This window comes from Geodermatophilus saharensis, from assembly GCF_900188205.1.
In the GTDB taxonomy this organism is placed as follows: domain Bacteria; phylum Actinomycetota; class Actinomycetes; order Mycobacteriales; family Geodermatophilaceae; genus Geodermatophilus; species Geodermatophilus saharensis.
The window spans coordinates 811,313-832,542 of the sequence record NZ_FZOH01000001.1; the positions used below are offsets into that span (position 1 = coordinate 811,313).

Below are 21,230 nucleotides of genomic sequence, written 5' to 3' on the forward strand. Positions count from 1 at the left end.
CTCAGGCCGCGTGCGGCAGCACGAGCAGCGTCAGCGGCTCGGGTCCGGCCACCGCCGCCAGGCCCCGCTCGGCCAGCGCCGCCTGCACGGCCGCGAGCACGGGGGAGCCGTTGACGTGCAGCAGCAGCGGTCGCGTCAGGGCGCCCGCGGCGTCGAAGGCCGACTCCTCCTCGGCGGTCCAGAACGCGTACGAGCAGGCCGCCGCGGGGAAGCGGGCCAGGAGCGCGGCCGACAGCGCCACCCGGGTGGCGCCGGCGTCCCCCGGGAGCCCGCCCGCGGCGAGGATGCCGAGGGCGCGCAACCGGGCGCAGGCGAGCTCCAGCAGAGCCCGGGCGCCGGGCGTCGCGGACGGGGGTGCGGTCGCGGGCAGGGGTGTCGTCAGGACGGTCACGAGAAGTACTCCGGTCGGCTCACGTAGGTGTCGGACACGAACATCACGCCCGAGCCGGAGGCGAGGATCCGCCGCAGCCCGGCCAGCAGCGCGTCGGCCCGGTCGTCGGGCACGACGGTGATGAGCAGTTCCAGGGGCGCCTGGTCGTTGAACAGCAGCCGCCCCTGGTGGTAGCCGGAGTGCCCGAGGCCGGACACCCCGGACAGGGCGGTGTAGCCGGTGGCCCCGGCCGCGGTGAACACCTCCCGCACCCCGGCGGCCCCCGAGCCGGGGACCACCACCTCGACCCGCGTCATCCGGGTCAGCCCCTCCCGGGCGGTCACCGGTCCTCCTCGGTGGGGGACCACGGCGCCCAGCCGGAGGGCGTCCAGCGCTGCCACGGGTCGCCGGGGTGCTCCCGGGCGGCCAGGGCGAGCCACTCGTTGGCGAACAGCTGCGCCAGCTCGCGGTTGCGCGCCAGGACGCCGGCGGTGCGTGCCAGGGGGGCCTCGACGACGGCCAGCAGCCGCATCGGCTCGTGCACCAGGCGGTCGCCGTCGGCCACCGACTGCCAGGGCAGGCCCAGCCGCAGGTCGCCACCGGTGCCGGACAGCACCCCGACGTCGCCGACGACGTTGTGCACGGTCTTGGTCCCGGCGCCGAGCACCTCGGGGTCGACGGTCGAGAAGTAGTACTGCGCGTTGATCCACTGGGCCACGACCAGCGGCGCGGTGAGGATGGTCTCCAGCACCACGCCGGAGGTGTCGGCCGCCGCGTCGTAGGAGTGCAGGAACACCCGGCGGCCGAGGTCGAGGCCCACGGTGGTCGAGCGGGGGGCGACCACGAAGGCGGCGTTGCCGGCCAGCCCCCACTCGGGCACCACCTGCGCCCAGTCCGCCGCACGGGAGCGCACGTGCCGGGCCCTCCGCCTGCGGCCGGCACGCCTCGGCGCCCCGGGCAGGGCGGCGCACCGCTCGGCGGCCAGCCGGGCGCCGGCCTCGGCGAGGTCGGCGGCGAGCCGGTCCAGCGCGGCCCGGTGCCCGGGCGGCGTCAGGTGCACGTCGAGCAGCCGCACCCGGTCGGTCGCGGTGTCGTGCTCGGCGGCGACGAACCAGGTGTCGGCGGGGACGGCGGTGCCGCGCTCGGCCAGGGCGGCCCGCACGTCGGGCAGGTTGAGCAGCGCCGCGGCCGAGCGGGCGTTGGGGCCGCCGCGGTGCCCGCCGCACGCGCCGCAGTCCAGCGCCGAGGCGTAGGGGTTGTTGGTGCTGGTACCGCCGTGGCCGCACAGCACCACCAGCGGCGCCAGCTCGCCGGCGCGCCCGCCCGTGGGCAGCGCCATCGTGGCCAGGCAGGCCTCGGCGACCGCGGCCCGCTCCTCCGGGGCGAGGCCCGCGGGGACGTCGACGGCGGTCCGCGCCGGCGGGGCCACCAGGCGGCCGAGGCGCTCGCCGAGCGCGGCGGTGGGACCGGCGGCCAGGGTGCGGGCGGCGGCCAGCGGGCCGGCCGCCCAGCCGGCGGCCTCGGCCAGCGCGAAGGGCGCCAGCAGGTCCTCCTTGGCCGTGCCGAACGCCTCGCGGGCACCGCCGAGGGTGCGCAGCCCGGCCAGGCGGCGGGCCGCGCCGCCGCCGGCGGCCGGTTCCTCCGCCAGCTCGAAGCGGGGGCGCACCAGCACCGGGCACTGGTCGGCCGCCGGCCCGCCGGCGAGGTCGCGGAAGGCCATCGCGACGCCGAAGAAGCCGGCCGACCCCAGCGTCTCGTAGGGGCCGGTGGCCTCCAGGTGCCGGCGCAGCCCCTCGGAGCGGACGTCGATGCAGCACACGACCTGGGCCGCGGGCCGCCGGTGGGCGGCGACCGGGCGCGGGGCGCGCAGCGCGGCCAGCAGCGCGTCGCGGTGGTGGGCCTCGTAGGCCTCGAGCCACACGAGCGTCCGCGCGGACACCGGCAGCGGGCCGAGCACGGCGGCGGCCGCCTCCAGCGCGGGCGCGGGCAGCTCGGCCAGGCCCAGGGCGCGGACGGCGGCCTGCGCCCGCGCCCGCGCCGAGGGCTCCTCCGGCGGAGCGGGCAGCGGCTCGGCGTCGTCGGCTCCCGTCGCGCCGGCGGCCGCGAGCAGCGCCTCCTCGCAGGCGAGCCGGACCGCCAGGTACTCCACCAGGTCCGGGCCCCCGTCGCGGTCGCCCCGCCACCGGACGTGCGCCGCCCACCCGGGCAGGCGGGTCAGGTGCGCGCGCAGCGTCGCGGCCCAGCGGTCCTCGGGCACGCCGCGCGCGTCGAGCACCTCGAGCACGGCGTCGTCGGGGGTCGGCGGCAGCCGCCGGAGGTGCTCGCGGGCGGCTGCCGGCAGCGTCCGGTCGTGCGGGGCGTGCCCGCGCCACGCGCCGTAGAGGCCCCGGTCGCGGCCGGGCAGCGGCCAGCCGGCGTGCTCCTCGGCCAGGAAGGCCGCGCACCACGCCGCGGTGTGCGCGTCGACGGCGTCGGCGACGTCCGGCGCGCGCCGCTCGGTGGCCGTGAGCTCGCGGCGGGCCGGGGCGGGGGTGGGGCGCCCGTACAGCAGGTCGGCCAGCAGCAGGTCGGCCTCCTCCACCTGCCCGCCGCCGAGGGTCAGGGCCGGCCGGCCCGGCGCGGTGAGCCCCCGCCGGTGCAGCGCGGCGCGCAGGTCGGCCGCGGTGACCCGGCCCGCGGCGAAGGCCGCCCGGAAGTCCGCCTCGGGCAGCGTGCCGCGGATGCCGAGCGCGGCCCGCGCGGTGTCCAGGGCCGTCCCGAACGGCAGCCCCTCCAGCCCGGCGAGTGGGTTGACCGCGATGAAGGTGCGGATCGGCCAGGCCGTCGGCAGCACCCGGGCCGCGGCGCGGACGTCGCCGCGCAGCCGCGCGCGCCGGGCGCGCCGGTGGGCGAGCAGGTCGGGGAGGACGTCGGTCACGGGCGGGCTCCCAGGCTGGAGGGCACCGGCGGGGCCGGCACGAGGACGGGCGGACGGCCGGGAGAGCGCCGTCGGGCGGCGGTGCGCACGGGCGAGGGCGAAGGGGAGCCGGCGGCGAGGGCGCGGGCGTGCAGCGGCACCTGCCACGACCGCAGCCGGGCGGGGACCCGCCCGGACAGCACCGCGGTGAGCAGCACCGCGGCGGCGGCGGGCACCAGCAGGAGCAGGGCCGACGGCGCCGCCGCCGGCGCGGCCGGCAGTGCGGGGGCGAGGAAGGCCGCGACCGACGTCGTCACGAGCAGGTGGGCCGGCACGAGGGCGAGCAGCGCGGCGGCGGCTGCGGCGACGCCCCGCGGCGTGGGCACCCGCCGCAGCCAGCCGCGGGCCAGGGCCGCGCCGGTGGCCCAGGCCAGGACCGCGAGGACGACGCCGCTCGCACCGCTCGCGTGGCCGGGGACCACGGCCACCGCCAACGCCGTGGCGCCCGCGGCGAGCGCGGCCGCGACCAGCGGCGTGCCCGCCGGCGCCGCGCGCACCGGCCGGGGGGCCGCCGCGGCCCGCCCGGCGGCCTGCACGGCGGAGCCCGACGCGAGGAACAGCGTGGCCTTGAAGGCGCCGTGTGCCACCAGGTGGACCACCGCGGCCGCCCACCAGCCCAGCGCGCAGGCGGCGACCATGAGCCCCATCTGGCCGGCCGTCGAGGCGGCCAGCGCGCCCTTGACGTCGGGGCGGGCCAGCATGGCCAGCGTCATGACCACCGCGGTGGTGGCCCCGGCCGCCAGGGCCAGGTGGGTGGCCCACCCGGAGGCGCCGACCACCGGGGCGGTGCGCACCATCAGGACGCCGCCGGCGTTGACCACCCCGGCGTGCAGCAGCGCGGAGACCGGGGTGGGCGCCGCCACGGTGGCCGGCAGCCAGCGGCCGAGGGGGAGCTGGGCCGAGCGGGCCAGCGCGGCGACCACGAGGAGGCAGGCGACCGCGGCGCCGGCGCCGGTGCCCAGGCCCGCCGCGGCCGGGGCGAGGTCGGTCAGCCGGCGGTCCCCGCCGTCGAGGACGAGCACGCCCACCGCCGTCCACAGCGCGAGGTCGCCGACGGCCGTCGTCGCCGCGGTGCGCACGACCGCCGACCGCGTCCCCGCCACGCCGCGGGCGCAGCCCAGCAGCAGGCAGAGCGCCAGCCCCGCTCCGCTCCACGCCGCCGCGAGGGAGACGAGCGTGGCCGCCGTCGCCAGCGCGGCGCTGGCCGACAGCAGCAGGCCGGCCCCGAGCGCGTGCCGGGTTGCCGCGGGATCACCCTGCAGGTAGCGCCGCGCGAAGGCGGCGACCACCGTCCCGACGCCGGTCACCAGGAGCAGCAGGACGACGCCGAGCCGGTCGGCCTCGAGGACCGGGAGGGCGCTCCCGGGCAGGCCGACGGCCACCGGGCCCGCCGCGGCGACCGCGGCGGCGAGTCCGACCGCCGCCGCCAGCGCGACGCCCGCCCCGACGGCCAGCGCGCGGGACGCCGGGCCGGGGCGGCCTCCGGTGAGGATCTCGGCGAGCACCCCGGCGGCGGCCGCCCCCACCGGGGCGAGGACCGCGGTCAGCAGCAACCAATGCACGAAGCAAAATTAGCGTAATGAAGTTCATGTGTCGAGTCGACGGCGCCGACCGCGACCGGCCCGCGCCCGCGGAGCGGCTGGGGCGCGGCCGCCGTGTCGATACCCTGGTGGCAGGAGGCGCGTGGGCCCGGTCGGACCGGGACCTCGCCGTGTCGCCGGTCGGGTGGACCGGGCGGGCCGCGCCGCGAGCTCTGACGAGGACGTGCTGTGTTCGAGACCCTCTCCGACCGCCTCGACAAGGTCTTCACCGGCCTGCGGGGCAAGGGCCGGCTGACCGACGCCGACATCGACGCCACCGCGCGCGAGATCCGCATCGCGCTGCTGGAGGCCGATGTCGCCCTGCCGGTGGTGCGGGCGTTCATCGCCGCGGTCAAGGAGCGGGCGCGCGGCGCCGCGGTCTCGCAGGCGCTCAACCCCGCCCAGCAGGTCATCAAGATCGTCAACGAGGAGCTCATCGAGATCCTCGGCGGCGAGACCCGCCGGCTGCGCTACGCCAAGCAGTCGCCCACGGTGATCATGCTGGCCGGCCTGCAGGGCTCCGGTAAGACCACCCTCGCCGGCAAGCTCGGCCGCTGGCTCAGGGCCCAGGGCCACACCCCGCTGCTGGTCGCGGCCGACCTGCAGCGGCCGAACGCGGTCAACCAGCTCTCGATCGTCGCCGGTCAGGCCGGGGTCGACGTCTTCGCGCCCGAGCCCGGCAACGGCGTCGGCGACCCGATCCGGGTGGCCGCCGACTCCATCGAGCACGCCCGCCGCACGATGCACGACGTCGTCGTCGTCGACACCGCCGGCCGGCTGGGCATCGACGCCGAGCTGATGGCCCAGGCCGCCGGCATCCGCGACGCCGTGCAGCCCGACGAGACGCTGTTCGTCGTCGACGCGATGATCGGCCAGGACGCCGTCACCACCGCCGAGGCCTTCCGCGACGGCGTCGGCTTCTCCGGCGTGGTGCTCACCAAGCTCGACGGCGACGCCCGCGGTGGTGCGGCGCTGTCGGTCCGCTACGTGACCGGTCAGCCGATCATGTTCGCCTCCACGGGCGAGAAGCTCACCGACTTCGACGTCTTCCACCCCGAGCGGATGGCCTCGCGCATCCTCGGCATGGGCGACGTGCTCACCCTCATCGAGCAGGCCGAGCAGGCCTTCGACGCCGACCAGGCCGAGAAGATGGCCGGCAAGCTCGTCAGCCGCGAGGGCTTCACCCTCGAGGACTTCCTCGAGCAGATGATGGCCATCCGCAAGATGGGGCCCATCGCGAACCTGCTGGGCATGCTGCCCGGGGCCGGTGCGATGAAGGAGCAGCTCAAGCAGGTCGACGACCGCGACCTGGACCGCACCGCGGCGATCATCCGCTCGATGACCCCGCAGGAGCGGGTCGACTCGAAGATCATCAACGCCTCGCGCCGGGTGCGCATCGCCAACGGCTCGGGCGTCACCGTCACCGAGGTCAACCAGCTGCTGGAGCGCTTCGCGCAGGCGCAGAAGATGATGGGCCAGATGGCCGGCAGCATGGGCCTGCCGGGCATGGGCCCGATGTCGAAGAAGGCCCGCGGCCGCCAGATGCAGGCGCAGGCGAAGAAGGGCAAGGGCAAGAAGGGCAAGGGCGGCAAGCCGGCCCGCCGGCCGATGGGCGCCCCGGCCCTGCCGCCGGGTGCCGGCTTCGGCGGCGGGCTGCCCGGCGGGATGCCGTCGCTGCCCCCGGGCCAGGCGCTGCCGGACCTGTCGAAGCTGGACTTCGGGAAGTTCGGGGACGAGCGGCCGGGACGGTGAGCGCCCCGGCGCTGCACCTGTCCGGCCCTGCCCTGCACCTGAGCGGCGTCGTCCTCCCCGAGGGCGAGCACCGCGACCTGTGGGTCCGCGACGGCCGGATCACCACCGAGCCGGTGCCCGGCGCGGAGACGGTCGCCCGCGGCGGGTGGCTGCTGCCGGGCCTGGTCGACGCGCACTGCCACGTCGGGATCGGCCGCGGCGGGGTGCTCGTCGAGGACCTCGCCGGCCTGCGCGAGCAGGCGCTGGCCGAGCGCGCCGCCGGCGTGCTGGCGCTGCGCGACTGCGGCTCCCCGGTCGACACCCGGGCCCTCGACGACGAGCCCGACCTGCCGACGATCGTGCGCGCAGGCCGGCACGTGGCCGCCACCCGCCGCTACATCCCGGGGCTGGCCGTCGAGGTCGAGCCCGCCGACCTCGTCGCCGCGGTGCGGGTGCAGGCCCGGCGCGGCGACGGGTGGGTCAAGCTCGTCGGCGACTGGATCGACCGCGCCGTGGGCGACCTGGCGCCGGAGTGGCCCGACGACGTGGTGGCCGAGGCGATCGCCGCGGCCCACGAGGAGGGCGCGCGGGTCACCGCGCACACCTTCGGCACCGACGCGCTGCCCGGCCTGGTCCGCGCCGGCATCGACTGCATCGAGCACGGCACCGGGCTGACCGAGGACCTCGTCGCCGAGATGGCCGCCCGCGGCACCGCCGTCGTCCCGACCCTGGTCAACGTGGAGAACTTCCCGGGGTTCGCGGCGGCGGGGGAGAAGCGCTTCCCGGCCTACGCCAGCACGATGCGGCGGCTGTACGCGGGCTCGGGCGCCGTCGTGCGGGCCGCGTACGAGGCCGGGGTGCCGGTGTTCGCCGGCACCGACGCCGGCGGCGGCATCGAACACGGCCGCATCGCCGACGAGGTCCGCGCGCTGTGCGAGGCGGGGCTGCCGGCCGAGGCGGCGGTGGCCGCGGCGTCGTGGTCGGCGCGCCGCTGGCTCGGGCTGCCGGGCATCGAGGAGGGTGCGCCGGCCGACGTCGTCGTCTACGACGCCGACCCGCGCGCCGACCTCGACACCCTCACCCGGCCGCGGCTGACCCTGCTGCGCGGCCGCGTGGTGGCCTGACGCCCGGGGCGGCCCTCAGACGGCGGGGGTGGACCCGAAGCTCTCGGCGAGCCGCCGGCCGATGAGCCGGCGGGCCGCGTCGGCGTCGTCCACGATGCTGCCCAGCAGGACGAACGGGTGCACCTGGCCCCGGAAGGACTCGTAGTGCGTCGGCACGCCGGCATCGGCGAGGGCCTGGGCGTAGGCCGCGCCCTCGTCGCACAGCGGGTCGCACTCGGCCGTCACGACCGTGGCCGGTGCCAGACCGGACAGGTCGGGCGCGAGCGCCGGTGACAGCCGCACGTCGGTCCGGTCGGCGTCGCCCGCGTAGGCCTGCAGGAAGTAGTCGATGTCCCGGTGGGTGAGGAAGTGCCCCTCGCCGTACGTGCGGTAGCTGGCGGTCCGGCCCGTGCGGGCGTCGGTCAGCGGGTAGACGAGCACCTGGTGGGCCAGTCCCGGCCGGGCGTCCCGCAGGGCCTGCGCGACGCCGGCGGCCAGGTTCCCGCCGGCGCTGTCCCCGGCGACGGCGACCCGCGCCGGGTCGGTCCCCAGCCCGGCGGAGTCGTCGAGCAGTGCCCGGGTCACCGCCAGGCAGTCGTCGTAGGCGGCGGGGAACGGGGCCTCGGGGGCGCGGCGGTAGTCGACCGACACGACGACCGCGCCGGCGTACCGGGCGATGTCCCGGCAGGTCGTGTCGTGGGTGTCCAGGTCGCAGAGCACCCAGCCGCCGCCGTGGAAGTAGGCCACGGCGGGCAGCCCGTCGTCGGTGCCGGGGCGGTAGACCCGGACCGGGACGGGACCCGCGGGCCCGGGCAGCGTCGTGTCCCGCACGTCCGCGAGCGGGGCGGGGACGCCGGTCAGGGGGACGACGGCGGCGAGCTGCGCGCGGTTCTCCTCGACGGTGCAGGTGTCGAGCGGGGGTGCGTCGGCGACCATGTCGAGGAACGCCTGGGCCTGGGGGTGTGTCGGCACGGGACGGCACGCTAGGGGCGGCCCGGACCGGGGTGTCACCCCCGGGCGGGGGGACACCCCGGGGGTGGCAGCCGGGGACCGCCGCCTCAGACGCTGACGCCGGCCGCGGCGCAGGCCGTGCCGAAGTCGGTGGCCGGCTGGGTGAGGCCCTCGAAGGCGACGAAGACGTCGGTGCCCGACTCGATGTCGTCGATCGCCGCGTCGGTGGCGGCCGAGACGTCCTCGGCGGCGGCCAGCACCGGCGCGCTGGCGTCCTGGTGGTCGGCCGGCGCGTCGCGCAGCGCCTCCAGCAGCGGGACGACGCCCGCGGGGTCGACGTAGCCGGTCTCGTCGACCGAGATCAGCGCCAGGCCGGCGTAGCCGAACCACCCGGCCACCGCCTGGCACAGGCCGGCGTCCCCGGGGACACCGGCGCCGGGCACGGGCAGGTCCTCCCCGCCGGTGTCGGCGGGCACCGACTCCGCGGTCGGCTCGGCCGGCGTCGGCGCGGTGGGCTCGTCGGTGGGCTCGGTGGGCTCGGCGGGCGTCGGGTCGGTGGTCGTCCCGCCGGCCTCCGGGGTGGCGTCCTGGGCGGCGGAGACCAGCGTGGCCTCGCCGGTCACGGACGTCGTGCAGGCGGTGAGGGAGGCACCGGCGGCGAGGGCGAGCGCCAGGCCGGCGAGACGGGGGCGGGTGCGCATCAGGGGACTCCGGGAGGTCGGTGGCCACCGGTCGGTGGCTCGCTGCCGACGACGGTCGCGCGGGCTCCTTGCGGCGCGATTGCGAGTGACTGGCCCCGACGTGCACCGGTGTGCGGAGAACCGGGTCGCGTGGCCTGGGAGACTGACCGCGTGCTGTTGCGGATGTCCACGCTGTTCCTGCGCACCCTGCGCGACGACCCGGCCGACGCCGAGGTCCCGAGCCACCGCCTGCTGGTGCGGGCCGGCTACATCCGGCGGGCCGCGCCCGGCGGCTTCACGTGGCTGCCGCTGGGCTACCGGGTGTTCCGCAACGTCGAGCGCGTCGTCCGCGAGGAGATGGACGCGATGGGCGCCCAGGAGGTGCACTTCCCGGCCCTGCTGCCGCGGGAGCCCTACGAGGCCACCGGTCGCTGGACCGAGTACGGCCCCAACCTCTTCCGGCTCCAGGACCGCCGGGGCGCGGACTTCCTCCTCGGCCCCACCCACGAGGAGATGTTCACGCTCCTGGTGAAGGACCTGTACTCGTCCTACAAGGACCTGCCGCTGTCGATCTACCAGATCCAGGACAAGTACCGGGACGAGGCCCGGCCCCGGGCCGGGCTGTTCCGCGGCCGCGAGTTCACGATGAAGGACAGCTACTCCTTCGACGTCGACGACGCCGGCCTCGACGCCTCCTACGCCGCGCACCGCGCCGCCTACATCCGGATCTTCGACCGGCTGGGCCTGGACTACGTCATCGTCTCGGCGATGTCGGGGGCCATGGGCGGGTCGAAGAGCGAGGAGTTCCTGCACCCCACCGAGATCGGCGAGGACACCTTCGTCCGCTCGCCCGGCGGGTACGCCGCCAACGTCGAGGCCGTGGGCACCGTCGTCCCCGAGCCCGTGCCGCTCGACGGCCTGCCCGAGGCGCACGTCGAGGACACCCCCGACACCCCGACCATCGACACGCTGGTCGCCGTCGCCCGGCAGCTGTTCCCCGACGCCGGGTACACCGCCGCGGACACGCTGAAGAACGTCGTCGTCACGCTGGTGCACCCCGACGGCACCCGCGAGCCGCTGGTCGTGGGCATCCCCGGCGACCGCGAGCTCGACGTCAAGCGGCTGGAGGCCCAGGTCGCCCCGGCCGAGGTGGAGCCGTTCACCGACTTCGCGGCGCACCCCGCGCTGGTCAAGGGCTACATCGGACCGCAGGTGCTCGGCAAGGACAGCGAGTCGGGCATCCGCTTCCTCGTCGACCCCCGCGTGGTCCCCGGCACCCGCTGGGTCACCGGCGCCAACGAGCCGGGGAAGCACGTCTTCGACCTCGTGGCCGGCCGCGACTTCTCCTGGGACGGCACCGTCGAGGCCGCCGAGGTGCTGCCCGGTGACCCCGCCCCCGACGGCTCGGGCCCGCTGGAGCTGGCCCGCGGCGTCGAGATCGGGCACATCTTCCAGCTGGGCCGCAAGTACGCCGAGGCGCTGGACCTGCAGGTGCTCGACGAGAACGGCAAGCTCGTCACGGTCACGATGGGCTCCTACGGCATCGGCGTCTCCCGCGCCGTGGCCGCCATCGCCGAGTCCACCCACGACGAGCTCGGCCTGGTCTGGCCGCGCGAGATCGCCCCGGCCGACGTGCACGTGGTGGCCACCGGCAAGGACGCGGCGGTCTTCGAGGCCGCCGAGGCCCTGTCGCAGGAGCTGGTCGGGGCCGGCCTGACCGTCCTCTACGACGACCGGCCCAAGGTGTCGCCCGGCGTGAAGTTCAAGGACGCCGAGCTGCTCGGCATGCCGACGATCGTCACCGTCGGGCGCGGACTGGCGCAGGGCGTCGTCGAGGTGCGCGACCGGGCCACCGGTGAGCGGTCGGAGGTCGCGGTGGCCGACGCCGCGGCCGCGGTGCTGACCCGCGCGCGGGGCTGAGCCGGGAGCGGGGCTGAGCCGGGGGCTCAGCCCCCGGCGGCCAGCGCCCGGTAGCGCGAGGGCGTGAGGCCGTAGGCCGCGCGGAAGGCCCGGCCGAACACCGACGGGTCGGGGAAGCCGCAGCGGCGCGCCACGGCCGACACCGGCAGGGCGCGCGCGTCGGCCCGGCCGAGCTCCTCGCGCGCCCGCTCCAGACGCCGGCGCCGCACGTGGCCGGCCACCGTCTCCTGACGGCCGGCGAAGAGCCGGTGCAGCTGGCGGACGGAGACGAAGTGCGCCGCCGCGATCTCCCGCGGGCCGAGCCCGGGGTCGGCGAGGTGCTCCTCCACGTAGGCCCGGACGGCGCAGACCAGGGCGTCCTCGCCCCGCGGCGTCCCGGCCGGCCGCGGCGGCGCGGCGCCGGCCGCGGTGGTGACCAGGTCGAGCAGCTCGGCGGCGAGCCGGTCGCCGGGGTCGGCGGCGGTGACGTCGGGGCTGTGCACCAGGTCGGTCATCATCCGGCCCAGCACCCCGGTGAGGCCGGCCGAGCCGTCCAGGCGCCGCGCGGTCAGCGCGCCGGCGGACGCCTCGGGGCGGCACCAGGTGACCACCAGCAGGGACCAGGCCGGCGCCGTCCCGGCCGACAGCTCCCAGGTGAACGGGCGGTCGGTCTCGTAGAGGGCGTAGTCCCCGGGCTGCAGCCAGCACTCCCGGCCGTCCTGCTGCACGCGGGCGGCGCCCCGCTCGAGCAGCCCGACCTGCACGTAGCGCCGCCCGTCGGCGCGGGCCAGGCCCGCCGTGCGCACCGCCCGCTGGTCCACCGACCCCACCCGGGACAGCTGCAGCGACCCCAGCGCCCGGCTGGAGACCTCACCGGCGACCGGCCGGTCGGTGGCCGGGGCGACGTCGAGGTCGACGAAGTGCTCGCCCAGCAGGTCCCGCCACGGCCGGACGCCGCTGCACCGCGTGGTCGTCGACGTCGGCACGGGACCTCGCTCGGGGTCGGCCGCGCGGGCCCGCGCGCGGCGCCGTCCTGGGCAGGACGGGCCGAGGGTGCCACGCGACACCGGCCCCGCGGAAGGCGCTGGGGGTCGAGGGCGCGGCACGCACCGTCGAGCCGGCCGGCCCGGCGGCGCGCGACGATCCCCGCACCGCGCCGGGGCGCCGTCCCCGGGGGAGGAGGACGACCATGGCGGTGACCGACCTGCCGGTGCCGGGGACGGGGACGGGGACGGGGACGGTGCACGGCGCCTGCCCGCTGGACTGCCCGGACACCTGCGCGATGGAGGTGACGGTCGAGGACGGCCGCGCCGTGCGGGTCCGCGGTGCCCGGTCGCACCCCTACACCCGCGGCGTGCTGTGCGTGAAGATGAACGACTACGAGCGCACGGTCTACAGCGAGGACCGGGTGCTGCACCCGCTGCGGCGGACGGGCCCGAAGGGCAGCGGGCGGTTCGAGCGGATCTCGTGGGACGAGGCGCTCGACGAGATCGCCGGGCGCTTCACCGAGATCGTCGAGACGTCCGGGGCCGAGGCGATCATGCCGGTCAGCTACCTGGGCACCCAGGGGATCCTCAACGGCCTCAACGTCGGCGACCCGTTCTTCAACCGGCTCGGCGCGACCGTCAGCGAGCGCACCTACTGCGACTCCGGCTCCTGCACCGCCTACGCCATGACGGTGGGCGCCACCGCCGGCGTCGACCCGGAGTCCTTCGTGCACGCCCGCTGCATCGTCATCTGGGCCAACAACATGCTCAGCACCAACCTGCACCTGTGGCCGTTCGTGGCCGAGGCGCAGCGGCGCGGGGCCAAGGTCGTCGTCATCGACCCGGTGCGGCACCGGACGGCGCAGCACGCCGACTGGTACATCCCGATCCGCCCCGGCACCGACGGCGCCCTGGCGCTGGCCATGATAAATGTGATCATCGCAGAGGGGCTGACCGACGAGGACTACGTCGCGCGGTACACCGTCGGCTTCGACGAGCTCGCCGAGCGCGTGGCGACCTACACCCCCGAGTGGGCCAGCGGCGAGACCGGCATCCCCGCCGAGGACATCCGGACGCTGGCGCGCGAGTACGCCGCGGCCGATCCCTCGGTCATCCGGATCGGGGTCGCCATCGAGCGGCACGCCGGCGGCGGGCAGACCGTGCGCGCCATCTCCTGCCTGCCCGCGCTCACCGGGGCCTGGCGCCGCCCCGGCGGCGGTCTGCTGCAGCTGCCGCTGTGGGCCTTCCCGGTCAACTGGCCGGCGTTCCTCGGCGCGGAGTTCATCCGGCCGGGGACGCGGGTGGTCAACCAGTGGCTGCTGGGCCGGGCGCTGACCGGCGAGCTGGGGCTGGACCCGCCGATCCGGGCGCTGGTGGTCTACAACAGCAACCCGCTGGTCGTGTGCCCCGAGCAGGACCGCATGGTCGCCGGGCTCTCCCGCGAGGACCTGTTCACCGTCGTCAGCGAGCACTTCCTCACCGACACCGCCGACTACGCCGACATCGTGCTGCCCGCCACGACCCAGCTCGAGCAGCGGGACCTCATGTTCTCCTGGGGCCACCTCTACGTGACGCTGAACGAGCCGGCCGTGGCGCCGCTGGGCGAGGCGGTGTCCAACACCGAGCTGTTCCGCCGGCTGGCCGCGCGCATGGGGTTCACCGAGCCGGTGTTCCGCCGCACCGACGAGGAGATGATCGCCGAGGCGTTCGACTGGTCCTCGCCGGTCCTGGAGGGGATCACGCCCGAGACGCTGGCCCGGGACGGCTGGGCGCGGCTGCGGCTCCCCGGCCCGGACGAGTACGCCCCGCACGCCGAGGGCGGGTTCCCCACGCCGTCGGGCAAGGTGGAGTTCCTCTCCTCGGCCGCCGCCGGCGGCAACTTCGTGCTGCCGCTGTTCCGCCAGGGCTCGAACGACCACCAGTCCGGCGAACCGGTGGACCCGCTGCCGCACTACGTCCCGCCGCGCGAGCGGCCCGACGGCCGCTACCCGCTCACGCTGCTGTCGCCCAAGTCGCACGCCTACCTCAACTCCAGCTTCGCCGACCGCCCGGGCCAGCAGCGGGTGCAGGGCGTCCCCGCCGTGCACGTGCACCCGGAGGACGCCGCGGCCCGCGGCCTGACCGACGGCGCCGAGGCCACCGTCGTCAACGACCGGGGCCGGTTCACCGCGCGGGTGCACGTCACCACCGACGTCGCCCCCGGCGTGGTGGTCTCCCCGATGGGGGCCTGGCGCAAGCACTCGCGCGGGGCGACGGTGAACGCGCTGAGCCCCTCGGTGTTCGCCGACCTCGGCCGCGCCCCGACCTTCTCGGACAACCTCGTGGAGATCGAGCCGGCCTGACGAGGGACCTCCCTGCCCCCCACCGCTCGCACGCTCGCGGCGGGCCCCTGCAGGGAGGCCGTTCCAGCACGTCACCGGCTGTCGCGCGGGCGGGGTCCGCCGTCTGGCATGATGGACGGTCGAACACGGCGGCGCGCGGCCCTCTCACCGACGCCGGCCGTGTCCCTGGCTCCGCCCCGGCGTAACCCCACGCGTCCGTCCGGCGAGCACCGACGAACAGCGTTCGAGGAGAATCCGAGCCACCGTGGCCACCAAGATCAAGCTCATGCGTCTGGGCAAGATGCGTGCTCCGTACTACCGGATCGTCGTCGCCGACGCGCGCACCAAGCGCGAGGGCCGCTCGATCGAGACGATCGGCAAGTACCACCCGAAGGAGGACCCCTCCTTCATCGAGGTCGACAGCGAGCGCGCGCAGTACTGGCTCGGCGTCGGCGCCCAGCCCACCGAGGCCGTCGCGGCCATCCTCCGCGTCACCGGTGACTGGCAGAAGTTCAAGGGCGAGCCGGCTCCGCCGCCCATGAAGGTCGCCGCCCCCAAGCCCGACCGCAAGGCCCTCTACGAGGAGGCCGTCCGCAGCTCCGGCGAGGAGCCGGCCGCGGGCGCCACCACCCCGAAGAAGAAGGCCGCCCCCAAGGCCGACGCCCCGGCTGCCACCCCGGACGCCGACGCCCCGGCTGCCGACGCCACCCCCGCCGGCACCGACGGCGCGGCCGAGACGCCCGCCGAGTAAGACGTGCTCGAAGAGGCGCTCGAGCACCTGGTCAAGGGCATCGTCGACCACCCGCGCGACGTCACCGTCGACCTCGTCGGCGGTCGCCGCGGCAAGACCCTCGAGGTCCGGGTCCACCCCGACGACCTCGGCAAGGTGATCGGCCGCGGCGGCCGCACGGCCAAGGCCCTGCGCACCGTCATGGCCGGCGTCGGCGGCCGCGGCCTGCGGGTCGACGTCGTCGACACCGACGGGCGCTGAGCCCCCGCGTCCGGGACGTGGGACCCACTCCTCCGGACACCGTGGTGGTCGGCCGCATCGGCCGGCCCCACGGTGTCCGCGGTGAGGCCACCGTCGAGCTGCGCACCGACGACCCGGACGCCCGGTTCGTCCCCGGCGCGGTCCTGCGCACCGACCCCGCCGAGCGCGGTCCGCTGACCGTCGCCGGCGCCCGCTGGCACCGCGAGGTGCTGCTGCTCGCGTTCGAGGGCTACGACAGCCGCGAGGCCGTCGAGACCCTGCGCGACACCCTGCTCGAGGTCCCGGTCGCCGACCTGCCGGCGCTGGATGACCCCGAGGCCTTCTACGACCACCAGCTCGTCGGCCTGGCCACGCGGCTCCCCGACGGCACGCCGCTGGGCGAGGTCACCGCCGTCCGCCACGAGGGCGCCGACCTGCTGGTCGTCGCGCGCCCCGACGGCGGGGAGCTGCTCGTGCCGTTCGTCACCGCGATCGTGCCCACCGTCGACCTCGCCGGCGGTCTGGTCGTCGTCGACCCGCCGGAGGGGCTGCTCGACCTGTGAGCGACCCCTTCCGGATCGACGTCGTCACCATCTTCCCCGAGTACCTGGCCCCGCTGCGCCAGTCGCTGCTGGGCAGGGCCGCCGAGCGCGGGCTGGTCTCCGTCGGCGTGCACGACCTGCGGCAGTGGACCGACGACGTCCACCGCACCGTCGACGACGCCCCCTACGGCGGCGGGCCCGGCATGGTGATGCGGCCCGAGCCGTGGGCGCGGGCGCTGGAGGCCGTGCGCCGGCCCGGCACCCGGCTGGTCGTCCCGACACCCGCCGGGCGGCCGTTCACCCAGGCCGTCGCCGCGCAGTGGGCCGCCGAGCCCGGCCTGGTCTTCGCCTGCGGCCGCTACGAGGGCATCGACCAGCGGGTGGCCGAGTGGGCCGCCGCCTCCGGCCCCGTGTCGGAGGTCTCCATCGGCGACTACGTGCTCGCCGGCGGGGAGTCGGCGGTGCTGGTGATGGTCGAGGCGGTCACCCGGCTGCTGCCCGGCGTCGTCGGCAACCGCGAGTCGGTGGAGGACGACTCGCACGCCGACGGCCTGCTGGAGGGCCCCTCCTACACCCGGCCGGCGTCGTGGCGCGGCCTCGACGTCCCGCCGGTGCTGCTGTCGGGCGACCACGCCGCGGTGGCCCGCTGGCGACGCGCCGAGTCGCTGCGGCGGACCGCCGACCGCCGTCCCGACCTGCTGGCCGCGCTGCCCGAGGACGCGCTGTCGCCGGCCGACCGGGCGGTCCTCGACGGTGCCTGAGAAGCCCTGGGTCCGGCCGACGGCGCGGGTGGTCGTGCTCGACCCCGACGGGCGGGTGCTGCTGCTGGGGGCCCGGCTGACCGACCCCGCGGTCCCGCCCGGCGAGGTGCTGTTCTGGTACACCCCCGGCGGGGGAGTGGAGGACGGCGAGAGCGTCCGGCAGGCCGCCGTGCGGGAGCTGGCCGAGGAGATCGGGCTGGTCGTCGACCCCGCCGCGCTCGAGGGCCCGGTGTGGTTCCGCCGGCACGTGGGCCCCTTCGCCGGCGTCGACGTCGACTCGCGGGAGACCTTCTTCGTCCTGCGCGACGTCGTCCACGAGGTCGACCCCGCCGGCCGCACCGAGCTGGAGCTGCTGGGGGAGGAGCCGCACCGCTGGTGGACGGCGGAGGAGGTCGCCGCCGGCGGCGCGCAGTTCGCGCCGCGCGAGCTCGCCGCGGTGCTGCCCGAGCTGCTGGCCGGGCCGTGGCGCCGGCCACCCCGCGTGGTCGACTGACCGGCGCCTGCCGGGGCCGCGCTCGGCAGGCCGCGGCGGATGTGGCACAGTAGAGAGTCGCTGCAGACCGGAGGCGCCCGCCGACGGGCACTCCCTCCCGGAGTCGCAGCCGCACACCTGGTCCGGAGCGCGGGGGCACCCCGCTGCCCGGGCCGACCACGAGCCACCGCTGAGCCACCGCTGAGACCGAGGACAAGCTGCGATGAACACCCTGGACGTACTCGACGCCGACTCGCTGCGCGACGACATCCCCGAGTTCCGCCCCGGGGACACCGTCAAGGTGCACGTCCGCGTCGTCGAGGGCAACCGCTCGCGCATCCAGGTCTTCCAGGGCGTGGTCATCCGGCGCCAGGGCGGCGGGATCCGCGAGACCTTCACCGTCCGCAAGGTCAGCTTCGGCGTGGGTGTGGAGCGCACCTTCCCGGTGCACACCCCGGTCGTCGAGAAGATCGAGGTCGTGACCCGCGGTGACGTCCGCCGCGCCAAGCTGTACTACCTGCGCGAGCTGCGCGGCAAGGCCGCCAAGATCAAGGAGCGTCGCGAGACCGTCGCGCGCTGAGTCGCCCCGGGCGTCGTCCGCCCGGCCTGACCACGGCGGGTCTCCCGCGGCCGTACGCTGGCTCCGATGAGCAGTGACCGGTCCGGGGGGCCCGCCGACGTCGTTCCCGGGGAGGACCCTCCACCCGAGTCCTCAGCCCGCCGCCGCCTCCCCTGGCAGCGCCGCCCCGCCCGGCCGGAGAAGAAGACCTCGCTGCTGCGCGAGCTGCCCGTCCTGCTGGTCGTGGCCTTCGTGCTGGCGCTGCTGGTGAAGACCTTCCTGGCGCAGGCGTTCTTCATCCCGTCGGGGTCGATGGAGCAGACGCTGCACGGGTGCCCCGGCTGCACCGGCGACCGCGTGCTGGTCAACAAGGTCCCGTACTGGTTCGGCGACCCCGAGCCCGGAGACATCGTCGTCTTCCAGGGGCCGGACACCTGGGTGCCCGAGGTCGAGATCTCCGAGCCCTCGAACTGGTTCACCGGCGCCCTGCTGTGGCTCGGCCGCGCGGTCGGCGTCGCCCCGCCGAGCGAGGACGACTACGTCAAGCGCGTCATCGCCGTGGGCGGGCAGACCGTGCAGTGCTGCGACGCCGAGGGCCGGGTGACCGTCGACGGCGAACCCCTCGACGAGCCCTACATCCACGAGAACACCCCGATCGAGACCCGCGCGTTCGGCCCGGTGACCGTGCCCGAGGGGCGGCTGTGGGTCATGGGCGACCACCGCTCGGCCTCCGCCGACTCCCGCTCGCACGTCGGTGACCGCTACGGCGGCACGATCGCCGTCGACGACGTCATCGGCAAGGCCGCGCTCATCGTGTGGCCGATCGACCGCTTCGGCACCCTCGAGTCCCCGGACATCCAGGGCACCGAGGCCGCCGCGGCCGGGAGCGCGGCCGGGAGCGCGGTCGGGGGCACGGTCGGGCAGGTCGCGCCGCTGGGCCTGGGTCTGGCCGGCGCGGTCCCCGTGGCGGTGTGGAACCGCGACCGCCGCCTGCGCCCGCCCCCGGGCTGACCCCGCCCCGCGTCCTCCGACGGCGCCGTCCCGCACCCGGGGCGGCGCCGTCGTCGTTCCCGGACCCCTCGGGCGACCATTCCAGGAATGGTCGTCGCCATGTCGACAACCAATCGAGGTCGTTTCGCGTGTGACGACGATCGCGGACATTCGCGCCGAGAAAATCCCCAGAAAGTGTTCAAGCAATGGGAGAGGGGGCCCGATGGAGTAATCGAGAACAACCCGGTTTCCCCGAAATGGAGTAAGTCGTGTCCGCACCCCTGGCCAGCGCCACCCGCGGCGTCACCCGCGTGCTCCTCCTCGCCGACGCCCCCGTCCTGCGCCGTGGCCTGGTCGGCATGGTCAACGAGACCGCCGGCATGCAGTCGGTGGGCACCCCCGGCGAGCTGCGCCGGGCCCTGACCCTGGTCGAGACCGCCCGTCCCGACGCGGTGGTCGTGGAGCTGGGGGCCGGGCGCGCCGCCACCCTCAACGTCGTCCGCGACCTGCGGCGCCGCTTCCCGCGGGTCGCCGTGGTGGCCCTGGCCACCTCCGAGGACCCGGCCGTGGTGAACGAGGCCGTCGCCGCCGGGGTCCGCGGGTACCTGATGCTCAACACCTCGCCGACCCTGCTCGGCTGGGCGATCCTGGCCGCCCGCGCCGGCCGCACGGTGGTCGACCCGCAGATCCGCCGCGTCGAGCCGACCGCCGCGCCCGTGGGCAAGCCGCTCACCCCCGAGGTGCCGCTGACCCGCCGCGAGTCCGACGTCCTCGACGAGCTCCTGCAGGGCCAGTCCAACCGGCAGATCGGCCGCAACCTGTTCATCAGCGAGGACACCGTCAAGTCGCACGTCAAGGCGATCCTGCGCAAGCTGGGTGCCCGCGACCGGGCGCACGCTGTCTCGCTGGTGCTGTCCGCGCGGGGCTCGGCCGCCTGCACCTGCGGCGCCCACGGCCTGACCTCCCCGGCCCCTGTGGAGGCCTAGTCCCCGACTCCGTCCGGACCGTCCGCCTCCTCGGCGGTCCGGCCCGCGGGCGCTCGCGCCCGCTCCGGTCCGCGGGCCGGTCCCCTCCGACCCCGGGGACCGGCCCGCGGTCGTTCCCGCCGGCCGACCCACTGCCGACCCGCCTCCCGACGGGCGGGCCGACCGTCCGGCCGGGCCGTCGGTGCCGGGTCGTACTGTCGGACGGCGATGGCAGGCCGTCTTCCCCCCGCCCACCGGGCCGCCGCCGCGCCGGCCGCCCGCACCCGCCCCTCCGCCCCGCCCGGGGAGGCCGGGACCGACGCCCCCGGCGACGCGCTGTGGGACATGGAGCGCTCGCTGCGCCGCCGCGGCTTCACCGCCGTCGCCGGTGCCGACGAGGCCGGGCGCGGAGCCTGCGCCGGCCCGCTGGTGGCGGCCGCCTGCGTGCTGCCCGCGGGCCGGCGCGGCCGCGTCCCGGGCCTGGCCGACTCCAAGCTGCTCACCGCCGCCGCCCGGGAGCGGGTCTACGACGAGGTCGTCGCCCGCGCGGTCTCCTGGTCGGTGGTCGTCATCCCGGTGACCGACCTCGACGCGCGCGGGATGCACGTGACCAACCTCGAGGCCCTGCGCCGCGCGGTGAGCACGCTCGACCCCGCCGCCGACTACGTGCTGACCGACGGCTTCGCCGTGCCCGGCCTGGGGGTGCCGACCCTCGCGGTGTGGAAGGGCGACCGGGTCGCAGCCTGCGTGGCCGCGGCGTCGGTGCTGGCCAAGGTGACCCGCGACCGGATCATGCTCGACCTGCACGAGCGCTTCCCGCAGTACGACTTCGCGGTGCACAAGGGCTACACGACCGAGGCCCACACCGCCGCGCTGGAGCGTCACGGGCCCTGTCCCGAGCACCGGTCGCGCTTCGTCAACGTCGTCCGCGCCCGCGACGCGCGCGCCGGCCGGGAGCTCCAGCTCACCGCCGCGGGCGGCATGGTCGATGATGGGGGCATGCGCACCGTCTCCGGAGAGCCGCGATGAGCACCGAGGACCTGGAGAAGTACGAGACCGAGATGGAGCTGCAGCTCTATCGCGAGTACCGGGACATCGTCCGGCAGTTCACCTACGTGGTGGAGACCGAGCGCCGCTTCTACCTGGCCAACTCCGTCGACCTGCAGGTCCGCGAGGCCGGCGGCGAGGTGTTCTTCGAGCTCAAGCTCTCCGACGCCTGGGTCTGGGACATGTACCGGCCGGCCCGCTTCGTGCGCAACGTGCGCGTGCTGACGTTCAAGGACGTCAACGTCGAGGAGCTCGACAAGCCCGACCTCGAGCTGCCCGACGGGCCCCGCATCACCTGATCCGCTCTCCACGTCCCGGAGGCTGACCCGCCGGGACGACACGACCGC

General features: G+C 76.4%; 21 protein-coding genes. 14 read left to right on the top strand and 7 right to left on the bottom strand.

Annotated elements, in window-relative coordinates:
• Nucleotide 1: 1 nt before the first annotated feature.
• The 4 genes from CHC04_RS03870 to CHC04_RS03885 are packed head-to-tail and all read right to left on the bottom strand — an operon-like array spanning nt 2 to nt 4,888.
• A complete protein-coding gene (locus CHC04_RS03870; RefSeq protein ID WP_089402514.1) occupies nt 2–391 on the bottom strand; it encodes a hypothetical protein in 390 nt (129 codons plus the stop codon).
• Entirely contained in the window at nt 388–714 is a 327-nt protein-coding gene (locus tag CHC04_RS03875) for a P-II family nitrogen regulator (protein ID WP_217897147.1), read from the bottom strand. Before CHC04_RS03875 ends, CHC04_RS03870 begins: the two co-directional genes overlap by 4 nt.
• Nucleotides 711–3,287 (bottom strand): DUF2309 domain-containing protein, encoded by a 2,577-nt coding sequence (locus tag CHC04_RS03880; protein WP_089402515.1) that lies wholly within the window; start codon nt 3,285–3,287, stop codon nt 711–713. Before CHC04_RS03880 ends, CHC04_RS03875 begins: the two co-directional genes overlap by 4 nt.
• A complete protein-coding gene (locus tag CHC04_RS03885) occupies nt 3,284–4,888 on the bottom strand; it encodes a proton-conducting transporter transmembrane domain-containing protein (protein ID WP_141233682.1) in 1,605 nt (534 codons plus the stop codon). The genes CHC04_RS03880 and CHC04_RS03885 overlap by 4 nt, the downstream gene beginning before the upstream one ends.
• 207 nt (nt 4,889–5,095) lie before the next feature.
• On the opposite strand from CHC04_RS03885, the gene ffh reads away from it, so the two are divergent.
• Both ffh and CHC04_RS03895 read left to right on the top strand, forming a co-directional pair.
• Nucleotides 5,096–6,658: a signal recognition particle protein gene (ffh, locus tag CHC04_RS03890; RefSeq protein WP_089402517.1), complete on the top strand. Its 1,563-nt coding sequence runs from the start codon at nt 5,096–5,098 to the stop codon at nt 6,656–6,658.
• Nucleotides 6,655–7,761 (top strand): amidohydrolase family protein, encoded by a 1,107-nt coding sequence (locus CHC04_RS03895; protein ID WP_245816963.1) that lies wholly within the window; start codon nt 6,655–6,657, stop codon nt 7,759–7,761. The genes ffh and CHC04_RS03895 overlap by 4 nt, the downstream gene beginning before the upstream one ends.
• Before the next feature lie 15 nt (nt 7,762–7,776).
• Here the strand turns inward: CHC04_RS03895 and CHC04_RS03900 are convergent, their stop codons facing one another.
• The gene (locus tag CHC04_RS03900) at nt 7,777–8,712 is read right to left on the bottom strand and encodes an alpha/beta hydrolase (protein WP_217897148.1); all 936 of its coding nucleotides are present in this window, start codon (nt 8,710–8,712) and stop codon (nt 7,777–7,779) included.
• Between the two features lie 86 nt (nt 8,713–8,798).
• Nucleotides 8,799–9,392 (bottom strand): hypothetical protein, encoded by a 594-nt coding sequence (locus tag CHC04_RS03905; RefSeq protein WP_089402519.1) that lies wholly within the window; start codon nt 9,390–9,392, stop codon nt 8,799–8,801.
• A gap of 150 nt (nt 9,393–9,542) precedes the next feature.
• On the opposite strand from CHC04_RS03905, the gene CHC04_RS03910 reads away from it, so the two are divergent.
• Complete coding sequence (locus CHC04_RS03910; RefSeq protein ID WP_089402676.1) at nt 9,543–11,291, top strand: proline--tRNA ligase; 1,749 nt, start codon at nt 9,543–9,545, stop codon at nt 11,289–11,291.
• 26 nt (nt 11,292–11,317) lie between these two features.
• On the opposite strand, the gene CHC04_RS03915 is transcribed toward CHC04_RS03910, so the two are convergent.
• Nucleotides 11,318–12,256 (bottom strand): AraC-like ligand-binding domain-containing protein, encoded by a 939-nt coding sequence (locus CHC04_RS03915; protein WP_176449807.1) that lies wholly within the window; start codon nt 12,254–12,256, stop codon nt 11,318–11,320.
• A gap of 203 nt (nt 12,257–12,459) precedes the next feature.
• On the opposite strand from CHC04_RS03915, the gene CHC04_RS03920 reads away from it, so the two are divergent.
• From CHC04_RS03920 to CHC04_RS03970, 11 genes are all read left to right on the top strand, one after another.
• Nucleotides 12,460–14,598: a molybdopterin-containing oxidoreductase family protein gene (locus CHC04_RS03920; protein ID WP_089402521.1), complete on the top strand. Its 2,139-nt coding sequence runs from the start codon at nt 12,460–12,462 to the stop codon at nt 14,596–14,598.
• A 244-nt stretch (nt 14,599–14,842) separates the two neighbouring features.
• The gene (rpsP, locus tag CHC04_RS03925) at nt 14,843–15,328 is read left to right on the top strand and encodes a 30S ribosomal protein S16 (RefSeq protein ID WP_089402522.1); all 486 of its coding nucleotides are present in this window, start codon (nt 14,843–14,845) and stop codon (nt 15,326–15,328) included.
• A gap of 3 nt (nt 15,329–15,331) precedes the next feature.
• Nucleotides 15,332–15,568, top strand: a complete 237-nt coding sequence (locus CHC04_RS03930) for an RNA-binding protein (RefSeq protein ID WP_073421815.1) — start codon at nt 15,332–15,334, stop codon at nt 15,566–15,568.
• Between the two features lie 17 nt (nt 15,569–15,585).
• Nucleotides 15,586–16,110 carry a ribosome maturation factor RimM gene (gene rimM, locus CHC04_RS03935; protein ID WP_089402523.1) on the top strand — a complete coding sequence of 175 codons (525 nt, stop codon included), beginning with the start codon at nt 15,586–15,588 and terminating at the stop codon, nt 16,108–16,110.
• On the top strand, nt 16,107–16,850 hold the full coding sequence (gene trmD, locus CHC04_RS03940) for a tRNA (guanosine(37)-N1)-methyltransferase TrmD (protein ID WP_089402524.1): 744 nt from the start codon (nt 16,107–16,109) through the stop codon (nt 16,848–16,850). Before rimM ends, trmD begins: the two co-directional genes overlap by 4 nt.
• Nucleotides 16,843–17,343, top strand: coding sequence for an NUDIX hydrolase (locus tag CHC04_RS03945; protein WP_089402525.1), 501 nt, complete (start codon nt 16,843–16,845; stop codon nt 17,341–17,343). Before trmD ends, CHC04_RS03945 begins: the two co-directional genes overlap by 8 nt.
• Before the next feature lie 202 nt (nt 17,344–17,545).
• Nucleotides 17,546–17,902 carry a 50S ribosomal protein L19 gene (gene rplS / locus CHC04_RS03950; RefSeq protein WP_089402526.1) on the top strand — a complete coding sequence of 119 codons (357 nt, stop codon included), beginning with the start codon at nt 17,546–17,548 and terminating at the stop codon, nt 17,900–17,902.
• 66 nt (nt 17,903–17,968) lie between these two features.
• Complete coding sequence (gene lepB / locus CHC04_RS03955) at nt 17,969–18,892, top strand: signal peptidase I (protein ID WP_089402527.1); 924 nt, start codon at nt 17,969–17,971, stop codon at nt 18,890–18,892.
• Between the two features lie 248 nt (nt 18,893–19,140).
• Nucleotides 19,141–19,857, top strand: coding sequence for a response regulator transcription factor (locus CHC04_RS03960; protein ID WP_089402528.1), 717 nt, complete (start codon nt 19,141–19,143; stop codon nt 19,855–19,857).
• Between the two features lie 207 nt (nt 19,858–20,064).
• Nucleotides 20,065–20,865 carry a ribonuclease HII gene (locus CHC04_RS03965; protein WP_089402529.1) on the top strand — a complete coding sequence of 267 codons (801 nt, stop codon included), beginning with the start codon at nt 20,065–20,067 and terminating at the stop codon, nt 20,863–20,865.
• A complete protein-coding gene (locus CHC04_RS03970) occupies nt 20,862–21,182 on the top strand; it encodes a DUF2469 domain-containing protein (protein WP_073421822.1) in 321 nt (106 codons plus the stop codon). The genes CHC04_RS03965 and CHC04_RS03970 overlap by 4 nt, the downstream gene beginning before the upstream one ends.
• The last annotated feature ends 48 nt before the right edge of the window (nt 21,183–21,230 follow it).

Bases quoted from the DNA above. Each gene is read 5' to 3' on its own strand.
- CHC04_RS03970 (WP_073421822.1), top strand. From the start codon at position 20,862: ATGAGCACCGAGGACCTGGAGAAGTACGAGACCGAGATGGAGCTGCAG.
- CHC04_RS03965 (WP_089402529.1), top strand. From the start codon at position 20,065: ATGGCAGGCCGTCTTCCCCCCGCCCACCGGGCCGCCGCCGCGCCGGCC.
- CHC04_RS03905 (WP_089402519.1), bottom strand. From the start codon at position 9,392: ATGCGCACCCGCCCCCGTCTCGCCGGCCTGGCGCTCGCCCTCGCCGCC.
- CHC04_RS03920 (WP_089402521.1), top strand. From the start codon at position 12,460: ATGGCGGTGACCGACCTGCCGGTGCCGGGGACGGGGACGGGGACGGGG.
- rplS (WP_089402526.1), top strand. From the start codon at position 17,546: ATGAACACCCTGGACGTACTCGACGCCGACTCGCTGCGCGACGACATC.
- lepB (WP_089402527.1), top strand. From the start codon at position 17,969: ATGAGCAGTGACCGGTCCGGGGGGCCCGCCGACGTCGTTCCCGGGGAG.